The organism is Pseudarthrobacter sp. 01T43, from assembly GCF_056398665.1.
The window spans coordinates 70,167-94,639 of record NZ_JBFTPV010000006.1 but is presented as its reverse complement, the minus strand read 5'-3'; the positions used below and the strand labels follow the sequence as shown (position 1 = coordinate 94,639).

General features: G+C 63.4%; 22 protein-coding genes, 1 tRNA gene and 1 pseudogene. 6 read left to right on the top strand and 18 right to left on the bottom strand.

The genetic code is table 11. The features are described from left to right. Positions 1–69 precede the first annotated feature (69 nt). The 14 genes from AC1DIM_RS08235 to argS form a co-directional block, all read right to left on the bottom strand. Positions 70–408: an AtpZ/AtpI family protein gene (locus tag AC1DIM_RS08235; RefSeq protein WP_477710009.1), complete on the bottom strand. Its 339-nt coding sequence runs from the start codon at positions 406–408 to the stop codon at positions 70–72. Then, positions 401–883, bottom strand: a complete 483-nt coding sequence (locus AC1DIM_RS08230; RefSeq protein ID WP_477710008.1) for a hypothetical protein — start codon at positions 881–883, stop codon at positions 401–403. Before AC1DIM_RS08230 ends, AC1DIM_RS08235 begins: the two co-directional genes overlap by 8 nt. Positions 884–1,003: 120 nt before the next feature. Next, positions 1,004–2,116, bottom strand: a complete 1,113-nt coding sequence (locus AC1DIM_RS08225) for an MraY family glycosyltransferase (RefSeq protein WP_477710007.1) — start codon at positions 2,114–2,116, stop codon at positions 1,004–1,006. Then, positions 2,113–3,072, bottom strand: coding sequence for a glycosyltransferase family 2 protein (locus AC1DIM_RS08220; RefSeq protein WP_477710006.1), 960 nt, complete (start codon positions 3,070–3,072; stop codon positions 2,113–2,115). Before AC1DIM_RS08220 ends, AC1DIM_RS08225 begins: the two co-directional genes overlap by 4 nt. Next, entirely contained in the window at positions 3,069–3,842 is a 774-nt protein-coding gene (locus AC1DIM_RS08215; RefSeq protein WP_477710005.1) for a WecB/TagA/CpsF family glycosyltransferase, read from the bottom strand. The genes AC1DIM_RS08220 and AC1DIM_RS08215 overlap by 4 nt, the downstream gene beginning before the upstream one ends. Then, positions 3,839–4,621, bottom strand: coding sequence for an L-threonylcarbamoyladenylate synthase (locus AC1DIM_RS08210; RefSeq protein WP_477710004.1), 783 nt, complete (start codon positions 4,619–4,621; stop codon positions 3,839–3,841). Before AC1DIM_RS08210 ends, AC1DIM_RS08215 begins: the two co-directional genes overlap by 4 nt. Before the next feature lie 12 nt (positions 4,622–4,633). Beyond that, positions 4,634–5,506 (bottom strand): peptide chain release factor N(5)-glutamine methyltransferase, encoded by an 873-nt coding sequence (gene prmC, locus AC1DIM_RS08205; protein WP_477710003.1) that lies wholly within the window; start codon positions 5,504–5,506, stop codon positions 4,634–4,636. A 24-nt stretch (positions 5,507–5,530) separates the two neighbouring features. Beyond that, on the bottom strand, positions 5,531–6,604 hold the full coding sequence (prfA, locus tag AC1DIM_RS08200) for a peptide chain release factor 1 (protein ID WP_477710002.1): 1,074 nt from the start codon (positions 6,602–6,604) through the stop codon (positions 5,531–5,533). A 121-nt stretch (positions 6,605–6,725) separates the two neighbouring features. Beyond that, positions 6,726–8,951, bottom strand: coding sequence for a transcription termination factor Rho (gene rho, locus AC1DIM_RS08195; RefSeq protein ID WP_477710001.1), 2,226 nt, complete (start codon positions 8,949–8,951; stop codon positions 6,726–6,728). 300 nt (positions 8,952–9,251) lie between these two features. Next, positions 9,252–10,226: a homoserine kinase gene (gene thrB / locus AC1DIM_RS08190; protein WP_477710000.1), complete on the bottom strand. Its 975-nt coding sequence runs from the start codon at positions 10,224–10,226 to the stop codon at positions 9,252–9,254. 2 nt (positions 10,227–10,228) lie between these two features. After that, positions 10,229–11,335, bottom strand: a complete 1,107-nt coding sequence (gene thrC, locus AC1DIM_RS08185) for a threonine synthase (RefSeq protein ID WP_477709999.1) — start codon at positions 11,333–11,335, stop codon at positions 10,229–10,231. After that, entirely contained in the window at positions 11,336–12,652 is a 1,317-nt protein-coding gene (locus tag AC1DIM_RS08180; RefSeq protein ID WP_477709998.1) for a homoserine dehydrogenase, read from the bottom strand. It lies immediately after the preceding gene. Beyond that, a complete protein-coding gene (gene lysA / locus AC1DIM_RS08175) occupies positions 12,653–14,146 on the bottom strand; it encodes a diaminopimelate decarboxylase (RefSeq protein WP_477709997.1) in 1,494 nt (497 codons plus the stop codon). It abuts the gene before it with no gap. 5 nt (positions 14,147–14,151) lie between these two features. After that, on the bottom strand, positions 14,152–15,801 hold the full coding sequence (gene argS, locus AC1DIM_RS08170) for an arginine--tRNA ligase (RefSeq protein WP_477709996.1): 1,650 nt from the start codon (positions 15,799–15,801) through the stop codon (positions 14,152–14,154). Positions 15,802–15,926: 125 nt separating this feature from the next. On the opposite strand from argS, the gene AC1DIM_RS08165 reads away from it, so the two are divergent. The 4 genes from AC1DIM_RS08165 (at position 15,927) to AC1DIM_RS08150 (ending at position 19,023) form a co-directional block, all read left to right on the top strand. Beyond that, positions 15,927–16,400, top strand: a complete 474-nt coding sequence (locus AC1DIM_RS08165) for an FMN-binding protein (protein ID WP_477709995.1) — start codon at positions 15,927–15,929, stop codon at positions 16,398–16,400. A 3-nt stretch (positions 16,401–16,403) separates the two neighbouring features. Then, positions 16,404–17,276 carry an FAD:protein FMN transferase gene (locus AC1DIM_RS08160; protein WP_477709994.1) on the top strand — a complete coding sequence of 291 codons (873 nt, stop codon included), beginning with the start codon at positions 16,404–16,406 and terminating at the stop codon, positions 17,274–17,276. Beyond that, on the top strand, positions 17,273–18,829 hold the full coding sequence (locus tag AC1DIM_RS08155) for a ferredoxin--NADP reductase (protein WP_477709993.1): 1,557 nt from the start codon (positions 17,273–17,275) through the stop codon (positions 18,827–18,829). The genes AC1DIM_RS08160 and AC1DIM_RS08155 overlap by 4 nt, the downstream gene beginning before the upstream one ends. A 121-nt stretch (positions 18,830–18,950) precedes the next feature. Beyond that, a tRNA-Arg gene (locus AC1DIM_RS08150) sits at positions 18,951–19,023 on the top strand. 652 nt (positions 19,024–19,675) lie between these two features. On the opposite strand, the gene AC1DIM_RS08145 is transcribed toward AC1DIM_RS08150, so the two are convergent. From AC1DIM_RS08145 to AC1DIM_RS08130, 4 genes are all read right to left on the bottom strand, one after another. Continuing rightward, on the bottom strand, positions 19,676–19,963 hold the full coding sequence (locus AC1DIM_RS08145) for a hypothetical protein (RefSeq protein WP_477709992.1): 288 nt from the start codon (positions 19,961–19,963) through the stop codon (positions 19,676–19,678). A gap of 19 nt (positions 19,964–19,982) precedes the next feature. Next, on the bottom strand, positions 19,983–21,263 hold the full coding sequence (locus AC1DIM_RS08140; protein ID WP_477709991.1) for a hypothetical protein: 1,281 nt from the start codon (positions 21,261–21,263) through the stop codon (positions 19,983–19,985). Between the two features lie 146 nt (positions 21,264–21,409). Then, positions 21,410–22,126 carry an ATP-binding cassette domain-containing protein gene (locus tag AC1DIM_RS08135; RefSeq protein WP_477709990.1) on the bottom strand — a complete coding sequence of 239 codons (717 nt, stop codon included), beginning with the start codon at positions 22,124–22,126 and terminating at the stop codon, positions 21,410–21,412. Positions 22,127–22,205: 79 nt separating this feature from the next. After that, the gene (locus AC1DIM_RS08130) at positions 22,206–22,445 is read right to left on the bottom strand and encodes a hypothetical protein (RefSeq protein WP_477709989.1); all 240 of its coding nucleotides are present in this window, start codon (positions 22,443–22,445) and stop codon (positions 22,206–22,208) included. A 615-nt stretch (positions 22,446–23,060) separates the two neighbouring features. On the opposite strand from AC1DIM_RS08130, the pseudogene AC1DIM_RS08125 reads away from it, so the two are divergent. Both AC1DIM_RS08125 and AC1DIM_RS08120 read left to right on the top strand, forming a co-directional pair. Beyond that, positions 23,061–24,092, top strand: a pseudogene (locus tag AC1DIM_RS08125) (M4 family metallopeptidase). A gap of 61 nt (positions 24,093–24,153) precedes the next feature. Next, the gene (locus AC1DIM_RS08120; RefSeq protein ID WP_477709988.1) at positions 24,154–24,453 is read left to right on the top strand and encodes a protealysin inhibitor emfourin; all 300 of its coding nucleotides are present in this window, start codon (positions 24,154–24,156) and stop codon (positions 24,451–24,453) included. Positions 24,454–24,473 lie beyond the last annotated feature (20 nt).

Sequence of the window (24,473 nt, the reverse complement as noted above, 5' to 3'; positions counted from 1 at the left end):
CTGCAGTGTCCATCATTGGGCGTTGGTCGGGGATCCGCGGATTTTAGCTCCGCAGGTCCCCCTCTGAAATTATTTGGCATTAGTGTTTCCGTCCGCGGACGGGCCGCTGTCTGCGCCGCTCTTACCGGTCATGTTTCCGGGACTGGTAAGGCCGTGCATGTGGGAAAGATAGAATCCTCCGACAGCTCCAAGCAGAGCGCCTGCGAGCACGAACCAGCGGGTTCCCCACAGATTATCCAGACCCCACCCTATCAAACTCCAGACGATGATTCCGCCAATTATGTAGCTGAAGACGGCCATCCCGGCGTTGTATCCGCCGTCACTGTTTTCCGCTGATACTCCCGGTGTGGAAGCACGGGGTTTGGAGCTTCCGGCACCCTCTTCGGGTGTGCGCTTGGATTCAGACATCGTCAGCTTCCTTCGGCTCGGGGTCGTTGTAGATCTGCAGGCGCGCCTTGCTGAAGCCATAGATTTCAGCGGCCTGCCACAAGACAACTGTGGCGACGGCGCCAATCAGGAACCAGCGGCCGTGCAGCCAGGCGGGAGCGCCGATCATGAACAGGACAACCGCAAACCCCACCACTTTGACAAAATAGGTGGCCACGAACATTCCAATGGCACCTGACGGGTTATTTCGTCCCATAAAGTGCCCTACCAGCAGGCTGATAGCAAAGAACGCCATCACCAGCAGGCCGCCCAACGTACTGGACAGGACGCCGTCGGGCCCGTTCAGGATGACGGCAGGAATGCCGGCCAGAATGATGGCCGCCCCGCCGGCAGCTGAACTCAGTGCCAGGAGGCGAAGCCACAAGGATTGGGTGGGACCGGAGACGCCAGCGGATCCGTTGCCGGACGATGGTCCGGGGTCGGCGTTGGAGGTCATGAGATCCCAATCGTCGGCGCCCTGGGGCTGGGTGGAGGGGCAGCTTTGGCTGCCCCTAAATTCTACACGAGATAGAAATGAATCCGAACACGGAGTGTTGACATGAAGCCACGGGCACGGTTATACGGCCGGCTCGTCGCTCCCCCGCCGCAGGTACGGCCACGCCGTCACCAGGCCCATGACGAGCGTCGCGAATAGGTCAACCGCCAACACGATTTGCCATGGAAAGACTGCAAAAGCCAGCCCACCGAACGATAGGACGGCGGTCCACAGGTACATCAGGATGACGGCGGTCCGGTGTGAGTAGCCGATGTCCAGGAGCTTGTGGTGGAGGTGGCCGCGGTCCGCTGACCAGGGTGAGCGCCCCTTGGCCGTCCGCCGGATGACGGCGAGCCCCAAGTCAAGCAGTGGCAGGAAGAGCACGGCGAAGGGCAGCAGGATAGGGATAATCGTGGAGATGCCGTTGGCCCGGTCGTAGAGGCCTGAGCTGATTTGGCCGGTGGAAACGATACCGGCGGCGGCCATGAGCAGCCCGATCAGCATGGCCCCGGAATCGCCCATGAAGATCTTGGACGGAAACCAGTTGTGGGGCAGGAAGCCGATGCAACTGCCCACCACCACCGCCGTGAGAAGGGTGGCGAGGTCCGAGTAATCCAGCAGGACGGCATTCCTGTGCACCCAGTACGCCGTGAAGAAGAAGGCGGCCCCCCCGATAATGGCCACGCCGGCGGCCAGCCCGTCGAGCCCGTCAATGAAGTTAAAGGCATTCATGGTGGTGACGATGAGTCCGGCCGTCAGCACGATACTCAAATGCTCGCTGCGGACAAATATTGGTTCCGGGATGAAGGGAATGATGGTCATCCGGACGCCCCAGATGGCCACCACCAGGGCGGCAGCGCTTTGGCCAATGAGTTTCACCCACCAGCGGATGTCCAGCAGGTCATCCGCGACGCCCACCAGCACGATCAGTGCCGCACCGGCCAGCACGCCCCAGGGTGAGAAATTGTGCCGATAGATGTCTTTGACGAAGAAGGACTGGCTGGCCACGATGAGGGCCACCAGCACGCCGAGGAAGATGGCCACACCGCCCAGACGGGACACCGGGATCGAGTGCATGTCTCGGCTGCGGATGGGCATGTGGAGCTCGAGCCGATTGCCCACCACGCGTGCTGCCCAAGTGGCCCCATAGGACACGATCGCAGCGATCAGCCCCATCAGCAGGTACATGATCATGCGACGGGTCCCCCGGTCAGCCGCACGTCGCGGAGCGGATAGATCCCGCTGAGAACCTGCTCGTTGCTGCGGGGGGCTTTCATCCCGTGCAGCAGTCCCCGAAGGAGGCCCGAGAGGAGGAGCCGCTTGTTCGGTGAGRCTGCGATGGTCCGGGTCCAGTTGCGCACTGAGGCACCCGAATACAACATTTTCTCCCACGGGGTGAGCGCCGCTGAACGCGTGTAGACCCACAGCTTGTTCCGCACCTCGTAGTAGAAGCGCGCACCGGGATCAGCGCCGGCATCCCCAAAGGACTTGGTGTGATGGCTCGCGACGGAATTTTCAACGGAGATGGCATTCCTGCGGCGGGAGATGCGGGCCGTGTACTCCAGATCGTCGTTCCAGATGAAGTAGTCCGCAATGGGAAGGCCGTGGCGGCGGATTTCGTCGGCGTCAATCAGGATCGAGACGAAGGAGGCCGTCCTGATCTGCACTCCCCCGGCCCGGGCCGCGGTGGCGCGATCATGCTCGCTGGCACCGAGTCGCGGCCGCATCCGGTTCATCGGATGGTCCCGTCCGTCGGTCCAGACCACGCGGCTGGCCACAAAACTCGGTTCGTTCCCGGACGCAGCAGCGTAGGCGCGGGAGGCTGCCAGGGCCTCCGCGAGGGCTTCGGGCTGCGGTTCCGTATCGTCGTCCATGATCCAGACGTAGTCTGCGGCGTGGTCCAGGACGGCACGCTCCATTCCCACCACAAATCCGCCGGCACCGCCCAGGTTCTGCTGGAGCCGGATGGTGTCTGCAGGGATTGGACCGCCGTAGGAGGCCAGGAAATCTGCTGTTTCATCGGTGGAGGCGTTGTCCACGATCACCAGGGCGGCAGGTTGCACCGTTCCGGAGGTGATGCCGCGGAGAGTGGTTTCAAGGAGTTCGCGCCGGTTATACGTGACAACCACGGCGACGACGTTCTTGGTCATTTGCTGGCCCCTGTTTCCGTGGATCGAAATTTCCTGCCGGCCAGGATAGCGGCAAGTTTCCAGGGTTCAATGAACACGCGGCCGAAAACCCTCCGGGGGGAGATCATGAGCCGCCAAAGCCATTCGAACCCGAGCCGGCCAAGCCACCGCGGTGCGAGTAACTGGTGTCCGGAAATTTGGTCAAGCGCTCCGCCTACGGCACCGTACACCGCGTCCGGAAGATCATCGCGGCGCCGCCAGAGGAAGGATTCCTGCAGCGGCATGCCCAGGCCGATGAGAACCAGGTTGGGGGCAAAGGCCTGCAACTCGTCGACAACGCTGCTTTCCCTCTCCGGGCCCCAGTTCTCTCCGGCCCAGCCGAGCACCTTGGTTCCGGGCATGAGCGCCTCGAGCTTGCGGCATGCCAGGGCATTGCTGGGCCCGTTGGTTCCTACAACGGCCGCGCGGTCCAGGCCCTGCACCGAACCCAGGTGCTTGATCCAGTCTGTGGAGCCCACCCTGAAGCTGGTGTCGGGCGCAGCGGTATGTCCCTGCCGCTTCCAGAGCGCATACACAGGGGCACCGTCCATAAGCACAACATCAGCTGAGTCGTACAGCTCCCTGAACGCCGGAAGCGTGTGATACAGGTAGCAGCTGTGCAGGTTATGTCCGACCACCGTGCGTCGCCCGCCCGCTGCGATCAGTCCGCTGAGAACCTCTGCCATGCGGTGCTCCGGGACGGCAGTGACCTCGACGTCCAAGAGGTTCAGGCGGTCGCGGCCAAGGATCATGCCTCCGGATCCTTTTCGGCGGGCGCTGCGGGTTCCCGCACGTCCGGTGTGCCTTCTTCGGCGACGTCGACAGGCGCCTCGTCCGCAGACACCTCGTCCGCAGGCTCAGCCGCCGGAACTTCACCCAGGCCCAGGACGCCCGGGACATGTTCCCGAAGCCGGTCGAGGGACACGGCGCCGTTGCGCACCACCCGAAGGACGGGGCCGGTGGCGTCCACGATGGTGGAAGGCACAGCGTCCGTTCCTTCCACGGGCCGGAAGCCGCCTTCAAGGTAGACCTCAACGGAATCGGCGAGCTGGGCGCGCGCTTCAGCAGCAGTCTGCGCCGGTGCCTGGCCTGTCCGGTTAGCGGAGGAAACGGCCAGCGGGCCGGTCAGGGTGAGGAGTTCCTGGGCCACTTCATCGGCGGGCATGCGGAGGGCCACCGTTCCCTGCGTCTCGCCAAGGTCCCAGTCCAGCGACGGCTGTGCGTGCAGGATCAGCGTCAGGCCGCCCGGCCAGAACGCCTCGGCCAGCTTGCGGGCGTCCGCCGAAATGTCTGTGGCCAGCCCATCCAGGGCGTTGATCCGGGGAATGAGCACGGGCGGGGGCATGGCGCGGCTGCGCCCCTTGGAGACCAAAAGCATAGTGACGGCCTGCGGCGAGAAGGCATCAGCCGCGATCCCGTAGACCGTGTCGGTGGGGAAGACCACGCACTTGTTTTCGCTGATGGCACGCTGGGCATGCTCCAGGCCCAGGGCGCGCTGGTCCTCTGACGTGCAGTTGTAGGTTGTGGTCACTGGCCTATTCTTTCATCTGTCGTGGCGCGGACCGGCAAGCACGGCGCTGGTGGCGCGTTCCTTGCCGTTGAGGTCCAGGTGCGTGGTGATCTCTGTCCAGACACCGGTACGCCCCATCATGCGGGCAATCCAGGCAGCCTGGACTTCGGCGTGTTCCATCACAAAGTAGCCGCCGGGAACCAGGAGCCGGGCAGCCGAGGCGGCAGCCGCCGTCGGAAGTTCCATCCCGTCCGCTCCCCCGCCGTACAGGGCTTCGGGAGGATCGTGCAGGGCTACTTCCGGTTCATTGGGGATGGCTTCGGCGGGAATGTAGGGCGGGTTGGAAACCACGACGTCGAACGTTCCGTTAAGTTCCGGCAGCGCGTCCCGCAGGTCCCCCAGGGTGAGTGTGACGCCCAGCGGGGCCAGGTTCTTTTCAGCCCAGGCGTGGGCGAACGTGCTGTACTCCACGGCATGGACTTCGGCACCGGGCACCTCGTGGGCGATCGAGCCGGCAATGGCGCCCGAACCGGTACCCAGGTCCACAATCCGCGGATGGGCCATGCCGTTGACGTGGTCAATGACCAGCTGGACCACGGTCTCCGTTTCGGGACGCGGGATAAAGACCCCTGGCCCGACGGCCAGTTCCAGGTACCTGAAGTGCGCCACCCCGGTGATGTGCTGCAGGGGGATGCGCTGTGCCCGCTCGGCGACGAGTTCGGCGTAGCCTGCCGGCGCCGGGGAGTCCCCCAGCATCATCGCCCGGAGCCGGCCGAGGCCAACACCGAGCAGATGATCCGCGAGCAGCTCAGCGTCGACGCGGGGACTGGGGACTCCGGCGTTCCGCAGGATCGCCGTGGCCTCCCTGACGGCAGCCGCCAGTGACTGTTCCGGGCCGGATGTCATATCTGTGCAGTTCCCAGCAACTGGCTAATCGCCGATGGCGTCCAGGCGTGCCTGTTCGTCCATCTCGATGGCTGACTGGATGACCGGTTCCAGGTCGCCATTCATGACCTGGTCCAGGTTGTACGCCTTGTAGCCGGTGCGGTGGTCCGCGATGCGGTTTTCCGGGTAGTTGTACGTGCGGATGCGCTCCGAACGGTCCATGGTGCGGATCTGGGACTTCCGCTGGGCCGAGTTCTCGGCATCAATGATCTCCTGCTGGTGCGCCAAGATGCGGGCGCGGAGCACGCGCATGCCTGCTTCGCGGTTCTGCAGCTGCGATTTCTCGTTCTGCATGGCCACCACGATGCCGGTGGGGAGGTGCGTAATGCGGACAGCGGAGTCCGTGGTGTTCACGGACTGGCCGCCAGGACCCGAGGAGCGGTAGACGTCAATCTTGAGGTCGTTCTGGTTGATGTCCAGCTCTTCGGGCTCGTCAACTTCGGGCAGGACCAGGACGCCGGCAGCGGACGTGTGGATCCGCCCCTGGGATTCGGTGACCGGCACACGCTGCACCCGGTGCACGCCGCCCTCGAACTTCAGCCGCGCGTAGACGCCTTCGGCAGGATCATTCGAGCTTCCCTTGACGGCCATCTGGACGTCTTTGTAACCGCCCAGATCAGACTCCGTGGCGGAGATCAGTTCAGTCTTCCAGCCGCGCGATTCCGCGTACCGGGTGTACATGCGCAGGAGGTCGCCGGCGAACAGGGCAGCTTCGTCGCCGCCCTCACCGCCCTTGACTTCAAGAATCACGTTGCGGGCATCGTCGGGATCGCGCGGGATGAGCAGACGGCGCAGCTTGGCCGAAGCAGTCTCCAGGGCAGCCACCAACTCAGGCACCTCAGCAGCAAACTCGGGATCCTCCGCAGCCATCTCTTTTGCGGCGGCAAGATCATCGCGGATGCCCTCCCACTTGTGATAAGCCTCCACAATGCCGTTGAGCTGCGCAGACCGCCGCCCCAACTTCCGAGCCAGCCGCTGGTCAGCATAAACAGCAGGATCCCCCAGCTGCGCCTGGATGGAGTCATGCTCATCAAGCAGGCCCTGTACGGACTCAAACATTTTCATTACCTTTCAACGCCGTGGATCTAAGTTTAGTGATGCCCACAGCGATAGGTGACGGCGGCCCCGAACGACAAAGGGGTGGGGCCGGCAAAATGCGACGGCCCCACCCCCAGCGTAGCTACTTGTCGTTATCCGACTTTGCACCAAGCGTCGTCTTCTGCACCTGCATCAGGAACTCAACGTTGCTCTGGGTCTCCCGGATCTTGTTGGTCAGCAGCTCAAGGCTCTGCTGCGTTTCGAGTCCGGAGAGGACGCGGCGCAGCTTCCACATGATCTTGACTTCCTCGGGGGAAAGCAGGTTCTCTTCGCGGCGGGTGCCGGACGCGTTGACGTCCACTGCCGGGAAGATGCGCTTGTCTGCCAGCTGGCGGGACAGGCGGAGTTCCATGTTGCCGGTGCCCTTGAACTCTTCGAAGATGACCTCGTCCATCTTGGAGCCGGTCTCTACGAGGGCCGTTGCCAGGATGGTCAGCGAGCCGCCGTTTTCGATGTTGCGGGCTGCACCGAAGAAGCGCTTCGGCGGGTACAGCGCGGCGGAGTCCACACCACCGGACAGGATACGACCTGAGGCCGGTGCTGCCAGGTTGTAGGCGCGGCCCAGGCGGGTCATCGAGTCGAGGAGCACCACAACGTCCATGCCCATTTCCACGAGGCGCTTGGCGCGTTCGATGGAGAGTTCGGCCACGGTGGTGTGGTCATCTGCGGGACGGTCGAAGGTGGAGGCAATGACCTCGCCCTTGACGGTGCGCTGCATGTCCGTGACCTCTTCAGGACGTTCGTCAACGAGCACCATCATGAGGTGGACCTCAGGATTGTTGGTGGTGATGGCGTTGGCGATGGACTGCAGGATGAGCGTCTTGCCGGCCTTCGGCGGGGAAACGATCAGGCCACGCTGGCCCTTGCCGATCGGGGCAACCAGGTCGATGACGCGGGGGCCGATCTTCTTGGGGTCAGTCTCGAGGCGCAGGCGCTCGGACGGGTACAGCGGGACCAGCTTGGCGAATTCGACGCGGTCCTTGAGTTCCTCGGGCGTCTTTCCGTTGACGGAGGTGACGCGGACAAGGGCGTTGAACTTCTGGCGGGCGGTCTGCTGGCTGCGGTCCTCGCCGTCACGCGGTGCACGGATGGCGCCGACCACGGCGTCGCCCTTGCGCAGGTTGTACTTCTTGACCTGGGCGAGGGAAACGTAAACGTCGTTCGGTCCCGGCAGGTAGCCGGAGGTGCGGATGAACGCGTAGTTCTCCAGGACGTCCAGGATGCCGGCTACGGGCAGCAGGACATCATCCTCAGTGACCTCGACGTCGTCGACGTCCGGGCCCTGGGCGCGTCCCCGACGGCGGTCGTTGCGGTCGCGGAAGCGATCGTTGCGGGCGTTGTCGCGGTTGTCCTGGCCGCCGGAGCGGTCATTGCGGTCGTTGCGGTCGCGCCGGTTACGGCGGTTCCGGCGGCTGCCGCCATCAGAATCATCGTTGTCGCGGGAATTGTCGCGGTTGTCATCGCGGCGGGTACCTTCACGCTGGCCGGCTTCGCGGCTGCCTGCGTTGTCGCGGCCGCCATCGGCGTTGTCGCGGGCGTTCGTGTCGCGGGTGTTGGTGTCACGGGCACTCGTGTCGCGGCCACCGCGGGTGCGGCCGCTTTCACGACGGTCAGTGCGCTGGCCGTCGCCGGATTCCGCACCCTGCGTTTCGGTGCGCTGTGTTTCGGTGCGCTGCGTTTCGGTGCGGTCCGCCTGGCGGTGGTCCTCGGCGGGCTGCTCGGCCGGTGCTTCGGCGGCCTCGCCAGCCTGCGGAGCGGTTGCTTGTGCGGCTGCTTCGCCGCGACGGCGGTTGCGGGTACGCGGCTGGCGGCGTTCGCCGGCACCTTCGGCAGCTTCGCCGGACTCGGCGGGCGCGGCCACCGGAGCTTCGGCAGGGGCAGCAACCGGGGCTTCAGCGGCGGCAACGGCGGGAGCTGCTACGACTCCGTCGCTGACGGCGCGGCGGCTGCGGCCGCGGCCACGGGCACGGGTTCCATCGGCCGCGGGCGCCTCGGATTCGCTGGCAGTAGCCACGGGAGCGGCTGCCACCGGAGCGGCAGCGGTCATGTGGTTGTCAGTGGCTTTATCGGTTGCCTTGGCCGGAGCCTTGGTTGCCGGAGTGCCTGCGCGGTGGGCGGAAATGGCCGTAACCAGGTCCCCCTTGCGCATGCGTGATCCGCCGGAGATCCCCAACTGGCTGGCAAGCGCCTGCAGCTGGGCGAGCTTCAGGCCGGCAAGGCCACTGCTCTTGGCGGGTGCGGCCGTTGACGATCCGGCAGCAGAAGTTGTTGTGTCCACAGCTGAAGACAGCTCAGTGGTTTCGGTCACGAAGGATCCTTCCCCCTCGACGGCGTCCAGACTGGGAGCTGGACGCGATGATTTGATCTGGGCTGCAGTTCAGATCTGCAGCCGGGATTTTCGGCCTTGCCGGTTGGATTTCGGCCAGCAGGGCCGGATACTGATTCACCTCACGCACCGATTAATGGCGGGGCGCCGGACTGATGGTGCAGGGGCAGACATGTGAAAGGCTGCAGATTCCTGCGACAGACCAAGCAGGTGACACCGGAAAACATTGCGCAGTAGGAGACCGGTACAACTGAAATGCAGTTGCGGATCAGATAGGCGGAATTACCGCCGGTGTAAGTCCACCTTAGCACCTTCGACGTCCACTGCCAGCTTCAGCACGCGCCAGCCGATGCCGGGCGTGTTGGCCGCTGTGAAGGATTCGATCAGGGTCAGTATTTCCGCGGCTTCGGCTTCACCATGAGCAAGGACAAGCACGGTGGGCCCTGCACCGGAAACCACAGCTGCGTGGCCTGCGCTACGCAATGCCCCGATGAGGGCCGCACTGGGGCGCATGGCTTCTGCCCGGTAGCTCTGGTGGAGGTAGTCCTCAGTACCTGGGAGCAGGAATTCCGGCTTTTGGGTCAGCGCGTGGATGAGCAGCGCAGCCCGGCCGGAGTTCATCGCCGCTGCGTGATGGCCTATGGATGCCGGCAGCAGCGCCCTGGCCGCTTCAGTAGACAGTTCAAAGTCCGGTACCGCCACGATGGGGATGACCGAACCCACCACCGTGGCGCATGTGCTCCTGTACTGGTCACTGTCCTGCCATGACAGCGCCAGGCCGCCGAAAATCGCGGGGGCGACGTTGTCCGGGTGGCCTTCCATCTCGCTGGTGAGCTGCAGGATCCAGTCCCGCCCACGCTGTACCGCCGCAGGCACCATGGCGTTGGCGGCGGATACTGCGGCCACAACCGCCGATGCTGATGAGCCCAGGCCACGGCCGTGCGGATTGACGTTCGTCGCTATGATCCGGAGCCCGCCGTGACGGTAGCCCAGACGCAAGAAAGCGGCCTCCATGGCCCGGACCACGAGGTGGCTGGCGTCGCGCGGCAGGCTGTCCGCCCCCTCGCCGCTGAGTTCGAAAATGAGCTCATCGGTTTCGAGGGTTTCCACCGTCAGGGTGTCGTGCAGTGCCAGGGCGAGGCCCAGGCTGTCATATCCCGGCCCGAGGTTGGCACTGGTGGCCGGGACCCTGACGGTGACCCGTTGTCCTGCTTCGATGAGGGGCAGGACAACGGTGGTGGGCGTGGTGGTTTCCAAGGTTACTTTTCTTCCAGTCCCAGTTCAGCTGCAACGGTGACAACGTCGTTGGAGACCTTGACCGGCTGCACTTCGCTGCCGTCCTCCGTGCGCAGGGCCCACTGGGGGTCCTTGAGGCCATGGCCCGTCACGGTGATCACGATGATTTTTCCGGAAGGGACTTCACCTGCAGCGTGCTTCTTGAGCAGGCCGGCCACACCAGCGGCGGAACCGGGTTCCACAAAAACGCCTTCCCGGGCCGACAGCCAGCGGTGGGCGTCCAGGATCTGCTCGTCGGTCACGGCGTCGATGAAGCCACCGGACTCGTCACGCGCGGCGATGGCGCCATCCCAGGATGCCGGGTTGCCGATCCGGATGGCAGTGGCGATGGTGTCAGGCTCGGTGATGGGGTGCCCCGCCACGAACGGTGCCGCACCGGCGGCCTGAAAGCCCCACATCTGGGGGGTTTTGGTGGACACGGCAGGCAAGGTTCCGGCTGTTGCGGATTCAAACGGTGCCGAGTACTCCTTATAACCCTTCCAGTACGCCGTGATGTTGCCGGCGTTTCCGACGGGCAGGACGTGGATGTCCGGCGCGTCACCGAGAGCGTCAACAATCTCGAACGCCCCCGTCTTCTGGCCCTGGATGCGGGCAGGGTTAACAGAGTTGACCAGGAACACCGGGTAGGACTCCCCCAGCTTCCGGGCGATATCCAGGCAGTCATCGAAGTTGCCGTCCACCTGCAGCAGCGTGGCGCCGTGCGCGATGGCCTGGCTCAGCTTGCCCATGGAGATCTTGCCTTCGGGGACCAGCACTGCGCATTTGAGCCCGGCGGAGGTGGCGTAGGCAGCGGCGGAGGCCGACGTGTTGCCGGTGGACGCGCAGACAACGGCCTTGGCACCGGACTCCACGGCGGCGGTCATGGCCATGGTCATGCCACGGTCCTTGAACGAGCCGGTGGGGTTCATCCCCTCCACCTTCAGGTACACGGTGGAACCTGTCAGTTCGGAAAGCTTCTGCGCGTGGACCAGCGGGGTACCCCCCTCGCCCAGGGTGATGACCCTGGTGGATTCCGTCACGGGCAGACGGTCAGCGTATTCGCGGATAACGCCGCGCCATTGGTGAGCCACTTAGACTCCTTCTACCCGCAGTACGGATGTAACTGAATTGATGACGTCCAGGCCCTTGACGGCCTCGACGGTGGCTGCAAGGGCAGCCTCTGACGCGCGGTGCGTGACAATCCGCAGTTCGGCCGATGCCTTATTGGATTCGGCGTCCGTATGGATGGTCTGCCGCATGGTTTCGATGGATACACCGTGTTCAGCGAAGAGTTGGGCGATGCGTGCCAGAACTCCGGGCTGGTCCGCGACGTCCAGGCCGATGTAGTAGCTCGTGGTGGCCGCTTCGATGGGAAATGCCGGAATGTGGCCGGTGGTGGTCTCCGTGCGCTGGGGTCCGCCCAGCACCAGGCGGCGGGCCGCGGAGACAAGGTCGCCAAGCACCGCAGACGCCGTCGGGGTGCCGCCCGCGCCCTGGCCGTAAAACATCAGCTCGCCGGCGTTCTCAGCTTCTATGAACACCGCGTTGAAGGCGCCCCGGACCGCAGCCAGCGGATGCTCACGCGGCAGCAGCGTGGGGTGCACGCGCACCGAAACACCTTCGCCGCCGTCGGCATCCGTGAGCTTTTCGGCGATGGCCAGCAGCTTGATGACGAAGCCGGCGTCCTTGGCTGCCGCAATGTCACCCGCAGTGACGGAGGTGATGCCTTCACAGTGGACGTTTTCCAGGGCGAACCGGGTATGGAATGACAGCGTGGCAAGGATCGCTGCCTTGGCGGCGGCGTCGTGGCCCTCGACGTCGGCGGTAGGGTCCGCTTCCGCGTAGCCGAGGCGCTGGGCCTCAGCGAGGGCATCGGCGAACTGGGCGCCGGTGGAATCCATCTGGTCGAGGATAAAGTTGGTGGTGCCGTTGACGATGCCCAGAACACGGGTGATGCGGTCGCCGGAAAGGCTGTCGCGGATGGGCCGCAGGATGGGGATGGCGCCGGCCACGGCTGCTTCGTAGGACAGCTGCACGCCGGCCTTGTCCGCTTCTTCGTAGAGCGTGGGGCCGTCCTGGGCCAGCAGGGCTTTGTTTCCGGTGACCACGCAGGCGCCGTTGCTGAGCGCGGAGAGGATCAGCGTGCGGGCCGGCTCAATGCCGCCCATGAGTTCGATGACCAGGTCGGCGTCCTTGACCAGGGTCTCGGCGTCGGTGGTGAACAGTTCCTGCGGAAGCTCCACGTCACGCTTGGCGTTCAGGTTACGCACCGCGATGCCGCTGAGCTGCAGGCGTGCTCCGGTGCGGGCGGCCAGTGCGTCGGCGTCCTCAAGGAGAATCCGCGCAACCTGGGCCCCAACGTTGCCACAGCCCAAGAGGGCCACCTTCAGGGTTCGCAATTCAGTCATTCAGACTCCCATGTCGCGGTTGAGCAGATCTTCTTCGGTTTCCCCGCGGACAATCAGCCGGGCAGATCCGTCGCGCACCGCGACAACGCCCGGCCGGGCCAGATAGTTGTAGTTGCTTGAGAGGGCCCAGCAGTAGGCGCCGGTCCCCGGTACAGCAAGCAGATCACCGGCTGCCACGTCCTCGGGCAGATATACATCTCTAACAACTATGTCGCCGCTCTCGCAATGTTTGCCCACCACGCGGGACAGCTGCGGCGCGGCGTCGGAGGTGCGTGAGGCCAAAATGGCGGAATAATCCGCGTCGTAGAGCACCGGACGGGCGTTATCGCTCATCCCGCCGTCAACTGACACATAGCGGCGCGGATGCGTAACGCTTTCCGGCCCGGTTCCAGCTGTTTCGGCTGTTCCGGCGGCGACTGCGTCCACCCGCACGGTCTTAAGGGTGCCCACCTCATACAGCGTGAAAGTGGTACTGCCCACGATGGCGCGGCCTGGTTCGATGGAAATCCGGGGTGACTTGATGCCGAGCTCCGCGCACGTGGAACGTACGACGGCGGCCATCGCCTGCGCGATCTCAGCTGCGGGGCGGGGGGTGTCCACCGGGGTGTAGGCAATGCCGTAGCCGCCGCCCAGATCCAGTTCGGGCAGCACGATGGAGTACTTTTCCTGCATGGCGGCCAGGAAGCGGAGGAGTTTTTGCGCGGCCAGTTCGAAGCCGTCGGGCTCGAAAATCTGGGACCCGATGTGGCAATGAAGGCCCAGCAGTTCAATGCTGGAATAGGCGGTGGCTGCCGCCACTGCCTCCTCGGCCGCGGACAGGCCTGCCTCTTCAGTGGTGTCTTCCGCCATGGAAAGCCCGAACTTCTGGTCCTCGTGGGCGGTGGCGATGAACTCGTGGGTGTGGGCGTGCACGCCGGGGGTCAAACGCAGCATCACTTTGGCGGTTTCGCTGCGGCCTTCTGCGATCTTGGCGACGCGCTCGAGTTCGTCGAGGCTGTCCACGACGATCCGGCCAAGTTTCATGTCGAGGGCGCGGTGGATTTCGCCGTCGGACTTGTTGTTTCCGTGCAGGGCCACGTCCGCGCCGGGAATCCCGGCCCGGGCAGCGACTGCCAGTTCCCCGCCGGAGGCCGTGTCCAGCCGCAGGCCTTCTTCCTCGACCCACCTCACAACTGCGGTGCAAAGGAACGATTTGCCGGCGTAATAGACGTCCACTCCACCGCAGATATCGGCAAAGGCGTTGTTGAACGCATCACTGAAGGCGCGGGCGCGCGCCCGGAAATCACTCTCGCTCATAACAAACAACGGCGTTCCGTACTGCCTTTGCAGCTCGCTGACCGGGATGCCGTCGATGGCGATTTCGCCGGCGTCGTTCCGGTCAACGTCCTGCGCCCACAGCGGCTGGTGCAGGGCGTTCAGATCGGCCGGAACGGCAAGCCAATCAGGGGCCAACGGCGATTCGTGACCCGCGGAATTCGAAGGCTGCGCTGCCATGTGACTCACATCCGTTCCGGCGCGGAAACGCCCAGGAGATCCAGGCCGTTGGCCAGGACCTGGCTGGTGGCGTCGTTGAGCCACAAGCGGGTGCGGTTGACGTCGGTGACGGCTTCCTCGCCCATGGGAGCGATGCGGCAGGCGTCATACCAACGGTGATAGGCGCCTGCAATGACCTCAAGGTGGCGGGCAATGCGGTGCGGTTCGCGCAGCTCTGCGGCTTTGGCCACGATGGAGGGGTAGCTGCCCAGGTAGGAGAGCAGTTCGTTTTCGGTGGCGTGGTCCAGCAGCGAGGCCTCGAAAGCGCTGCGGTCCACACCGGCGGCCACGGCGTTGCGTGCCGCGCCGCGGGTACGCGCGTGGGCGTACTGGACGTAGAAGACAGGGTTCTCGTTGCTGTGCTTCTTGAGCAGGTCCGGGTCCAGCGTCAGCGGCGAATCCGCAGGGAAGCGGGCCAGCGAGTAGCGCACGGCGTCCTTGCCGAGCCAGTCGATGAGGTCCTTGAGCTCGATGATGTTGCCGGCACGCTTGGACAGCTTGGCCCCGTTGACCGAGACCAGCTGGCCGATCAGTACCTCGATGTTCACCTCGGGATCATCGCCGGCGGCCGCCGCAATGGCCTTGAGGCGGTTGATGTAACCGTGGTGGTCCGCGCCAAGAAGGTAGATCTTCTCGGTGAAGCCGCGGTCCTTCTTGGAGAGGTAATAGGCGGCATCAGCAGCGAAGTAGGTGGGCTCGCCGTTGGCCCGGATCATGACGCGGTCCTTGTCGTCGCCGAAGTCCGTAGTGCGCAGCCACACTGCACCGCCGTCGTCGAACACATGCCCCTGCTCGCGAAGGCGGGCAACGGCACTCCCGATCGCGCCGGCGTCGTGCAGTTCCTGCTCGGAGAAGAACACGTCGAATTCGACGCCGAAATCCGCCAGCGTGGCCTGGATGTCCTTCATCTGGGCCTGGTAGGCGGCAGCACGGATCACGGGAATCGCGGCGACTTCAGTCAGTTCACGGATATCCGGGTGTTCGCTGAGTACCTCATGGCCGAGGTCCGCGATGTACTGGCCGGGGTAACCGCCGTCGGGCACGGGGAGGCCGTGGAGCCGGTTGTAGACCGATTGGGCGAAGGTGTTCATCTGCGAGCCGGCGTCGTTGATGTAGTACTCGGCCGTGACTTCGGCGCCGGACGCACGCAGGACACGGGCAATGGCGTCGCCCAAGGCGGCCCAGCGTGTGTGGCCGATATGTAGCGGGCCGGTGGGGTTCGCCGAAACGAATTCCATGTTGACGGTGTGGCCGGCGAGCGCGGCATTGGTGCCGTATTTCGGACCGGCTTCCACGATGGCCTGTGCCAGGGTACCTGCGGCGGCGGCATCCACCGTGATGTTCAGGAAGCCGGGACCGGCGATGTCCACGGCCGAGACACCGTCGATGGTCTTCAGCCGGGCACTCAGGATGGTGGCGAATTCGCGCGGATTGATGGCTGCCCGTTTGGCCAGCTGAAGGGCAATATTGGTGGCCCAGTCACCGTGGTCCCGGTTCTTCGGTCGCTCCACGCGCACCTCAGCGGGAACAGCTGAAGCGGAAAGTCCGATTTCGCCGGCGGCGACGGCATCTTTCAGGCAGGCGGATATGGCGAGGGAGAGTTCTTCGGGAGTCACCCCTCTAGCCTACCGGCGCCCGCCACGTGGAGGAATTTGAGACGGCGGGTTCACAGGGTGAACCATTACGCTGAATCCGACGTTGAGTACACCGTAAGCACCCAGCCCACGAAACGAGCCCCGTTATGAGACCGTCAGTCCGCAAGAGTGTTTTCGCCGGAATCGCCGGCCTGTCCCTCGTCGGAACAGTCGCCGGCTGCGCGCCGACGGCAACCCAGGGAGCAACCCCGCCGTCAGCCGACAACAGCTCTGCAGGCGCCACCACGCCGTCCGGCAGCTCGTCATCGCTGGCCGGAAGCGGTTCCGTCTACCGGGACGGGACGTACAGCGCCGATGGCACGTACGTCTCCCCGAACGGCACCGAAACCGTGGGGGTGGAGCTGGCGCTGGCCTCCGGGACGGTTACGGCCGTCAACATCACCCAGCACCCCTCCAACCCGAACACCCGCAAATTCCAAGGCGAATTCGCCGGCGGGATCGCGTCGCAGGTAGTGGGCAAGAGCATTGACTCGCTGAAAGTGTCCAAGGTTGCGGGCTCCTCCCTGACCAGCGGCGGGTTCAACCAGGCGGTAGAAAAGATCAAGTCGGAGGCTCAGTAGGCCGTGCCGCATCGCGGCTGGGAGGAGTTCCGCTTCGACGCCATCGGCACACGTTGGGAGATCACCACGCCCCTGCCGCTGCAGGCCGGTGTCCGCACCCGGCTTCTCGCCGTGGTGGAAGCGTACGACGGCGAGTGGTCACGGTTCCGGCCGGATTCAACAGTCAGCGCCATGGCCCGGGAGCCGGGGCGGCATGAGTTTCCGGCGGAGGCTGCGGCGCTTGGCCGGCTCTACCGTTTGCTGTACCGCCTCTCGGCTGGGGCGATGACGCCGCTGATCGGCGGCAGCCTTGAGCGGTTGGGCTACGACGCCGCCTACTCGCTGCGGCCTGCGGGCTCCCCCACGGCGGCACCCCGTTGGGAGGACGCACTGGATTGGGACGGCACAGTACTCACCAACCGGGTGCCCCTGGTCCTGGACATCGGCGCCGCCGGCAAGGGCCAGCTGGTCGATCTCCTGGCCGCCGAATTGCGTTCAAACGGCCACAAGACCTTCCTCATTGATGCCAGCGGAGACCTGCTGTACTGCGGGCCGGACGCCATCACCGTCGCCTTGGAACACCCGTACGATCCAACCCAGGCCATCGGCACCATTCCGGTCTCCGGCGGCGCGCTGTGTGCCTCCGCCTCCAACCGCCGGGCGTGGGGCGACGGGCTGCATCATGTCCTGGACGGCACCACAGGACGGCCCGTCACTACAGCCGTGGCCACGTGGACCACTGCGGCGAGCACGCTACTGGCTGACGCGCTGGCGACTGCCCTCTTCTTCGTCCCCGGCGCCGAGTTGGAACGCACCTTTGATTTTTCCTGGCTGACAGTATTTTCGGATGGAAGTGCCGCCTATTCGGCCGGATTTGAAGGGACACTGTTCACATGAGCCCCGTTGATACCCCCACAGCCGTTTCACCGGCAGGCCGGCTGGACACCTTGCTGGGCAAGTACACGATGTACCGGCTGATCCTGCTGGTGCTCGCCGCCCTTGCCGTGTACAGCCTCCTTCTTGACGCGCTGGGCTGGCTGACCTTCGGTATTCCCCAGATGCTGGTCCATCTGGCCTTGTGCCTGGGCCTGACTTATGCCGCCAACCGTGCCCTGGCCGCGCTGTTCCATGTGCGGCCGCATTCAGAATCGTCGCTGATCACCGGCCTGCTGCTGTATTTCCTTTTCTGGCCATCATTTGCGCCCCTGGATGTGGCGGGTGTGGCCTTGGCCTGTGTGCTGGCTTCTGCCTCCAAATACGCGCTGGCCTGGCGGGGCCGGCACATCTTCAACCCGGCCGTCACCGGGGCATTCGTGACTGGGCTGACGGGCCTGAATGTCGCTACCTGGTGGGCAGCGACCCCTGCCATGCTGTGGCTCGTGGTACCCGGCATTCTGCTGGTGCTGTACCGCACCCGGAAAGTCCTGATGGCGGCTGTCTTCCTGGTGGTGGCCACCTCGATTGTTGCCTCGGAACTGCTGCAGGCGGGGACGACTTTGGGCGGGGCCCTCTGGCAGGCCCTCGCGCAGCGGCCGCTGCTCTTCTTCGTCGGCTTTATGCTGACCGAGCCACTGACGCTGCCGCCGCGCCGCTGGCAGCAGCTGGCGCTTGCTGCCGTTGTTGGTGTGGTGTTTGCGGTGCCGTACAACTTCGGATTCATTGCCAACTCCCCCGAGCTGGCCCTCCTTGTCGGCAACCTGCTGGCGTTTGTCGTGGGCCAGCGTGGCGCCCTGAGCCTGACGTTCGCAGGCTCCCGGGCTTTGACGCCCAGCACCACCGAGTTCGTCTTTCACCCATCCCGTCCGGTCCACTTTGTGCCGGGCCAGTACATGGAACTTGACCTGCCGCACGCCAAATCGGACGGCAAAGGCCGGCGCCGGATGTTCAGCCTGACCAGCGTCCCGGGTTCGGAGACAGTGACGTTCGGCGTGCAGACGACCGAGCCGCTTTCGGCCGCCAAGAAAGTGCTCCTGGCATTGAAGCCCGGTGACCATGTGGCGGCGACATCCGTGGGTGGTGATTTTGCACTCCCCCGAGACTCCCGCACCCCGGTGCTGCTTATCGCGGCCGGCATCGGCATCACGCCGTACCTCGCGCACCTGGCGTCAGGAGCCGGCAGGGACCGGGATGCGGTTCTGCTGCTTCTGGCACGGAACGTTCAGGAGATCGCCTACGCCAAGGAACTGGAAGCATCCGGCGCCCGGATCGTCGCCCGCCTCGCCGACGGTTCCATCCCGCCGCCGTTCATCACCGACGCCGGGACAGCGGTATCGGAGGCAACAGCCCCCGGGGCCCGGCTGGACGGGCCATCACTGAGGGCCCTCGTTCCGGATATTGCGGAGCGAACCGTCTACGTTTCCGGGTCCCCCGTGAGCGTGGCCTCGCTGCGCCGTGCGGCGAGGAGTGCAGGTGCCCGCCGGGTTCATGTGGACTCGTTTTCCGGGTACTGAGGCATCTGATACGCGGGGTTTCGGCACGGCGTCCAGAATCGCGAAGCCTCGTTTTTCATTGCGGGCCACCTTCCTGCTAAGCTCTAGGACGTCCCGCCAGCACCGGCAGGATCCCTGAATTGCCCTCGTAGCTCAGGGGATAGAGCGTCTGCCTCCGGAGCAGAAGGTCGTAGGTTCGAATCCTATCGAGGGCACAGCGAAAAACCCCTGGAATTCTATGGATTCCAGGGGTTTTCTGTTGCCGGACCACAATTGCGCAGCCGGACAGAACCGGGCAGGCCTTTGCAGAGTCGGAACCATCCTCCAGGCAGCTAACTTCCCAGCGTCGGTTTGTTCTCATGACTGTGCAGTTCCAAGCAAGTTGACCAGCGGCGGACACCAACAATCAGGCTTCTTCCGTCACCGAACAGGGGCGTGAGGAAAACCAGGTGCAGCCAAAACCAATAGTGGAGAGTCAACCCCGGGGCGGCGACAAAGAGAACAGACCCAACCAGGGCGGACGAAAGTGGGCCTGCCAGAGCTATCAGGACTATTTGCCAGCCGTAGAGATTGCCAACAGGTGACAAAGAGAAGCGGAGTACGCTCCAGCTCACGATGAAGGCCCGGACGCCTTGGCACTGCCGCCCAATAACGCCATGGGCGCCTTCATGTATAACGAAACTTAAAAGCAGGCAGAAGAAGTGAACGAGCATCCATGCGGCGATCTCGGCCAAATACGTATCACCCAGGACAAGACCCAGTAAGCTGCACGTTCCGGCAACTCCCAGCATTCCGGCAAGGGGCCACCTGCAGGAACGGATTACCGCCCGAACTATGTAGTTAGGCGTAAAGTCATTGGCTTCGATCTCAGCCAGGATGAACGCTTCCCTGCTGCAGTGATGCCTTATACGCCTTGAGCCGATCGAACATCATCGTGGTTGCCATCGCAAACACGGTCAGCGCCGAGAAGAGCATGAAGATTGGGATGGCATTTGACACGCCAAACTCCAGCCCGGTCGCTCCATTATCGAGCTCGTGGGGTTCGAAGAATAGCGAGCCAAATAGTCCGAACTTCCTGACCCCGAGCTCGGATGCAGAAAACATCGTTAGTACAAAAGCAATCACCACGACCGCCATGGTAATGACAAAAGACACAGTCAGGCCTACCAGGGATTTAGACAGCCATTTCATGACGCGCGATCATCTCCATTCGTTTCATTCCCAAGAGGCTGTAGACAACTACCACCGCATTGAGCAGCAGGAATATGACTGCATTTGCAGCCATGCTGAGATTAAAAATGTTCAAACCCAGGGCAACCGTCATGACAACAATCACCGTAAGGACCACCCCCATTAGCACGGTGAAGGGGTTTCCTTTCTCGGGCGGGAAGGCAATTCCTATCAATGTGGAAATCAGAATATTGCCCAGGCAAAACCCGACTATCAGCAGGCTCGTCGTGAACGCTGTCCCCTGCAATTGTGAGGCAGTCACTGTGGGCACAGCTAAGGCGAGGAAGAGCACTGCCTGTGACCCGACAAGACAAAGATAGTTTTTGAGGATGCCACCGGAGTAGGCAGTCAGTTTCCGCAGCGGTTCAGAGTTCGAATATGCATAAATGCCCTGGAACGTTATGAGTACCAAGACAAACGGCGGTAGAACGATGTTCTGCAGTAAGGCGAACACGGTATAGATGAACATGAACGCCACAGCGACCGTGGTTTCAAAGCTGCGAACCAAGACGAGTAGGTAGGCGCCGAACTTGTTAGCTGCCAGCCACGACGGCAACACCTTGAAGAAGCGCCGGACTGCCACATAACTGCGGGGCGCGGCCCCGACTATGAGGAGAAGCATGGCCGCGGAAACGGCAATGAACAGGCCAGCCGCCAGCCAGATGCCGAGATCGTCCTGGACTGACGCGTAAACCAACGGCGGGGCAAAGAAATCCTGACCGGAGAAGTAGCTGTCGACGATCCGGTTGCTCAGGTCGGTGGAGTACGGGAAGGCGAGGACCAACCCCAACGCGAGCACCATGGGAACCAGCAAGCCCCGCAGTCGGGCGAGGCCCACGGACAGAAGCAGGCGTTCCAGGAGGAAGTAACCGAGACTCAAGGCCAGGTAAGCCGTGATGGCGGGGAACCAGATGGATGCCAGAACCTTCGGGATGTATTGAGGTCCCTCAAGCAGCACTGTCGACAGTGAGAAAGCTCCGAAGATGAAGATCGTGAGGCAGAGGACGATGCTGGACTCAAAGAGGGTAAAGGCAAGTGTGCGCTCTTTGTTGGTGACCGGGAGGCTGAACGACAGGCGAAGGAGCTCATCAGCTTTCAGGAACAGAACGCGTATCAACGTGTAGACGATAAGGACCCAGAAGCCGACTGATGCATTGGCCACTTGGAGGATAGGGTCCAGCAGCCCGGTTCCGCCCAAGTACTGTCGGATGATCACGAAACTCATGAGGCAAAATCCGGCAAATGCCAGTACCACCAGGAGCAGTGCCGAGAGTTGCGCACTTCGGCTCTTCAGGAGGCCGCGACCGAGGACCCGGCGGACTATGAAGTGCCAAAACATTTTCGAGAGCAGTAACACACTTCTGATTCTCATTAGGGGACGTCCATGGCTGCTGCCAGCTCACGGGCCAGGCCGCCCAGCGAGCCGCTGACTTCGAGAATCTCGCTGGTGGCGGTTTTAGAAACAAGGGCGCCCATGTTGAGGAGCATGACCTCGTCCGCTATGCGCTCGAGCAGGGCGAAGTCATGACTGCAAAGCAACACTGACCTGCCCTCGCTGGCGAGCGTCCTGACATCCGCCTCAAAGGTGTATACGGCGTCCAGGTCAACGCCGTTCAGCGTCTCATCGATTACTGTCAACTGCCGTTTGAGCATCAGGGCAGCGATCAGTTGCACCTTCTTCCGCATCCCGTGCGAGTAGTCCTCGATCAGGTCCCGCTGGCGCCCTTTCATTGAGTACCGTTCAAACTGGTGGGCAACGTCGGACTGGTCAAGGTCGGCGTTGTACAGGCCATGCATAAAGCTCAGATACTCCCCGCCGCTCAGGAACTCCGGAAGGTAGTCGTTGCTCGCGAGATAGATGGAAGCCATCTTCGCTTTGCGGCCCTGATTACCGCCGCCCGCGATGGCGACTGTTCCTCGTTGCAGCTTCAGCAAATCCAGGATGATCTTGATCATGGTCGACTTGCCGGAACCGTTCGGCCCTATGAGTCCGACAATCTGGTTTTCCAAGATGTCGAATGAGACACCATGAAGCACCTGCGTACGCGAATTGTAGGAGTAGTCGAGGTTTTTGACGCTGAGAAGCATTGGTGTTCCCCTTTCATGCTTCATCGTGGTGGCCCCCGCACCAAGCGGGCGCCACCACGACGTCTAAGCTAAGGCAGCCTTAGCGGCATTCGATCAGTACAGAAACGCCCCACTGGCTCCACTTCCAATTGCCAGTAAACCGTCCCTTGCCCTGCGAAAGGCACCAGATTGCCATCGCTGCCAGCATTGCAAAAGCCAGTACCAGAAGGACGGCAAGAAGTACGAGGAACCAGCCGTCGTACCTCACGATCATTCCGTCGATCTTGTTGCGTACCATCGCCATTGTCATGCTTGCATTGCTTGCAGTTGCTGCCAGCATCTTTCCCCCATTTATTGTTTTTCAACGTGAGCCACTGCCCTAGTTGGCAGGGCCAAATGGAGCGTAACACCGTTCTTATAAACTCGGTAGCCAATATTTGGAAAGCCTTCTTGCTAATTCTTTGCCGAATAGCGTGGCATAACGTTGCGAGCATAAGTCTTGCAGGTGAACGGAGAAAGAATCATTGCTGCACGGAAAAATACAAACACCCAAATGCGCGTCTGCCGCGCAATGCCCGGCATCAAGCAGATGGTTTGGAACAGACGTGTCCCCATTCACGTTGGATGGGACCTTCCCGGCACGCGGCGCTTACGACGCTATTCGCCTTACGGCGCGAGCAACCAATCACACGTCAGAGTTTTTGGATTTTTCATTTGCCCCCCTCAAAGAAAATGCTTTCGCAATCTAACCGAGGGTTCCAGGGCAGTCAAGTCATACGGTGATGCCTGCGCGGTCGACATCGCCTGTCCTCGATTGAGTGCGCCTTCGCCACATTGTCGGTGGCCCCTCGTAGTCTGAATTCACCGATCGAGGGGGTACATCATTCAGTCGACAGACCAGCATTCGCTAACCCAACATCCGTCAGCCCGGGATCAGGCAAAGGGCTGCTGCTTCATCATCCCGCCCTACATATTGCGGCGGCTGGCCCGTCAGGACGCACCGTAGTTCTCAGCTGCCGCGCGGGCGGCCAAGGAAGCACTGAGCCATGTTCGGTCGTTCCAATCCGCCCGGACGGCACCAGTGCCTGCGGTTCCGCCGGGCCTGCGTAACGTCCAGCCCGGCCTGCCCATCCGAAGCATTTATGATGCCGCCGGCTCCGAGACGCTGCCCGGAAAGTCGCTGCGCAAGGAAGGCGACCCGGAGTCCGGAGATGTGGCCGCGGATGAGGCTTACGACGGCCTTGGGCACACGCATCGGCTGTTCGCGGACATCTTCGGCCGCAACTCGATCGACGGCCGCGGCCTCCCCCTTGATGCGAGCGTGCATTTCGGGAAGCTCTATGACAACGCCTTCTGGGACGGCCGGCAGATGGTCTTCGGCGACGGCGACGGCCAGGTCTTCGAGCGGTTCACCCGTTCGTTGAGCGTTATCGGCCACGAACTCACCCACGGAGTCACTCAGTTCTCCGCCGGGCTGGCCTACCGGAACCAGGCCGGGGCCATCAACGAGTCCATGTCGGACGTCTTCGGCGCGCTCGTTGAGCAGTACCTGAAAAAGCAGTCTGTCACCGAGGCGAGTTGGCTGATCGGCGAAGGACTGTTCACGCCACAGGTGCAGGGTTCAGCCCTGCGGTCCATGAAGGCGCCGGGTACTGCGTACGACGACGACGTGTTGGGTAAGGATCCCCAGCCTGGCTCGATGGACTCCTACGTGCGCACCAGCGCTGACAACGGCGGCGTCCACATCAATTCCGGCATCCCCAATCGGGCCTTCTACCTCACGGCGCAATCCCTGGGCGGCAACGCCTGGGACGCGCCGGGCCGGATCTGGTACGAGGCCCTCACCGGCCGTTCACTGCCGGCCACCGCAACCTTCAGCGTTTTTGCGCGGTCGACGGCGGCGGCCGCGGTGGAGCTGTTCGGGTCCGGTTCCGCCGAGCATGACGCCGTCCGCAAGGCGTGGGAAACTGTAAAGGTCAAGCTCTAAACCAACGCCTGGCTGCCGCGCAGCCGGCAGCCAGGCTGCAGGAAAGCCCAGGAACCACGCGATGAAAATAAGTGTGGAGCGCACCGGCGGGGTCGCCGCGCTGACACGGGTGTGGACCGTGAAGGCCGACACCGAACGCGCCAAGAACCAATGGCAGCCGATCGTCGAGGCCTGCCCCTGGGATGCGGTCCCCAAGACCGTCCGGGCAGCAGCTGCTGAAGCGGAGGGCAGCCAGCCGGACCGATTCATCTACGCCATCAGGGCAGGCCAACGGCGCGCGGCCTTACCGGAGCAGCAGGTAACCGGGCCCTGGCGGGTCCTCATCGACAGCACACGGGCGGCCTCAGAACAGTCCCGGTAGGCAGCAGCCTCCACTGGCGG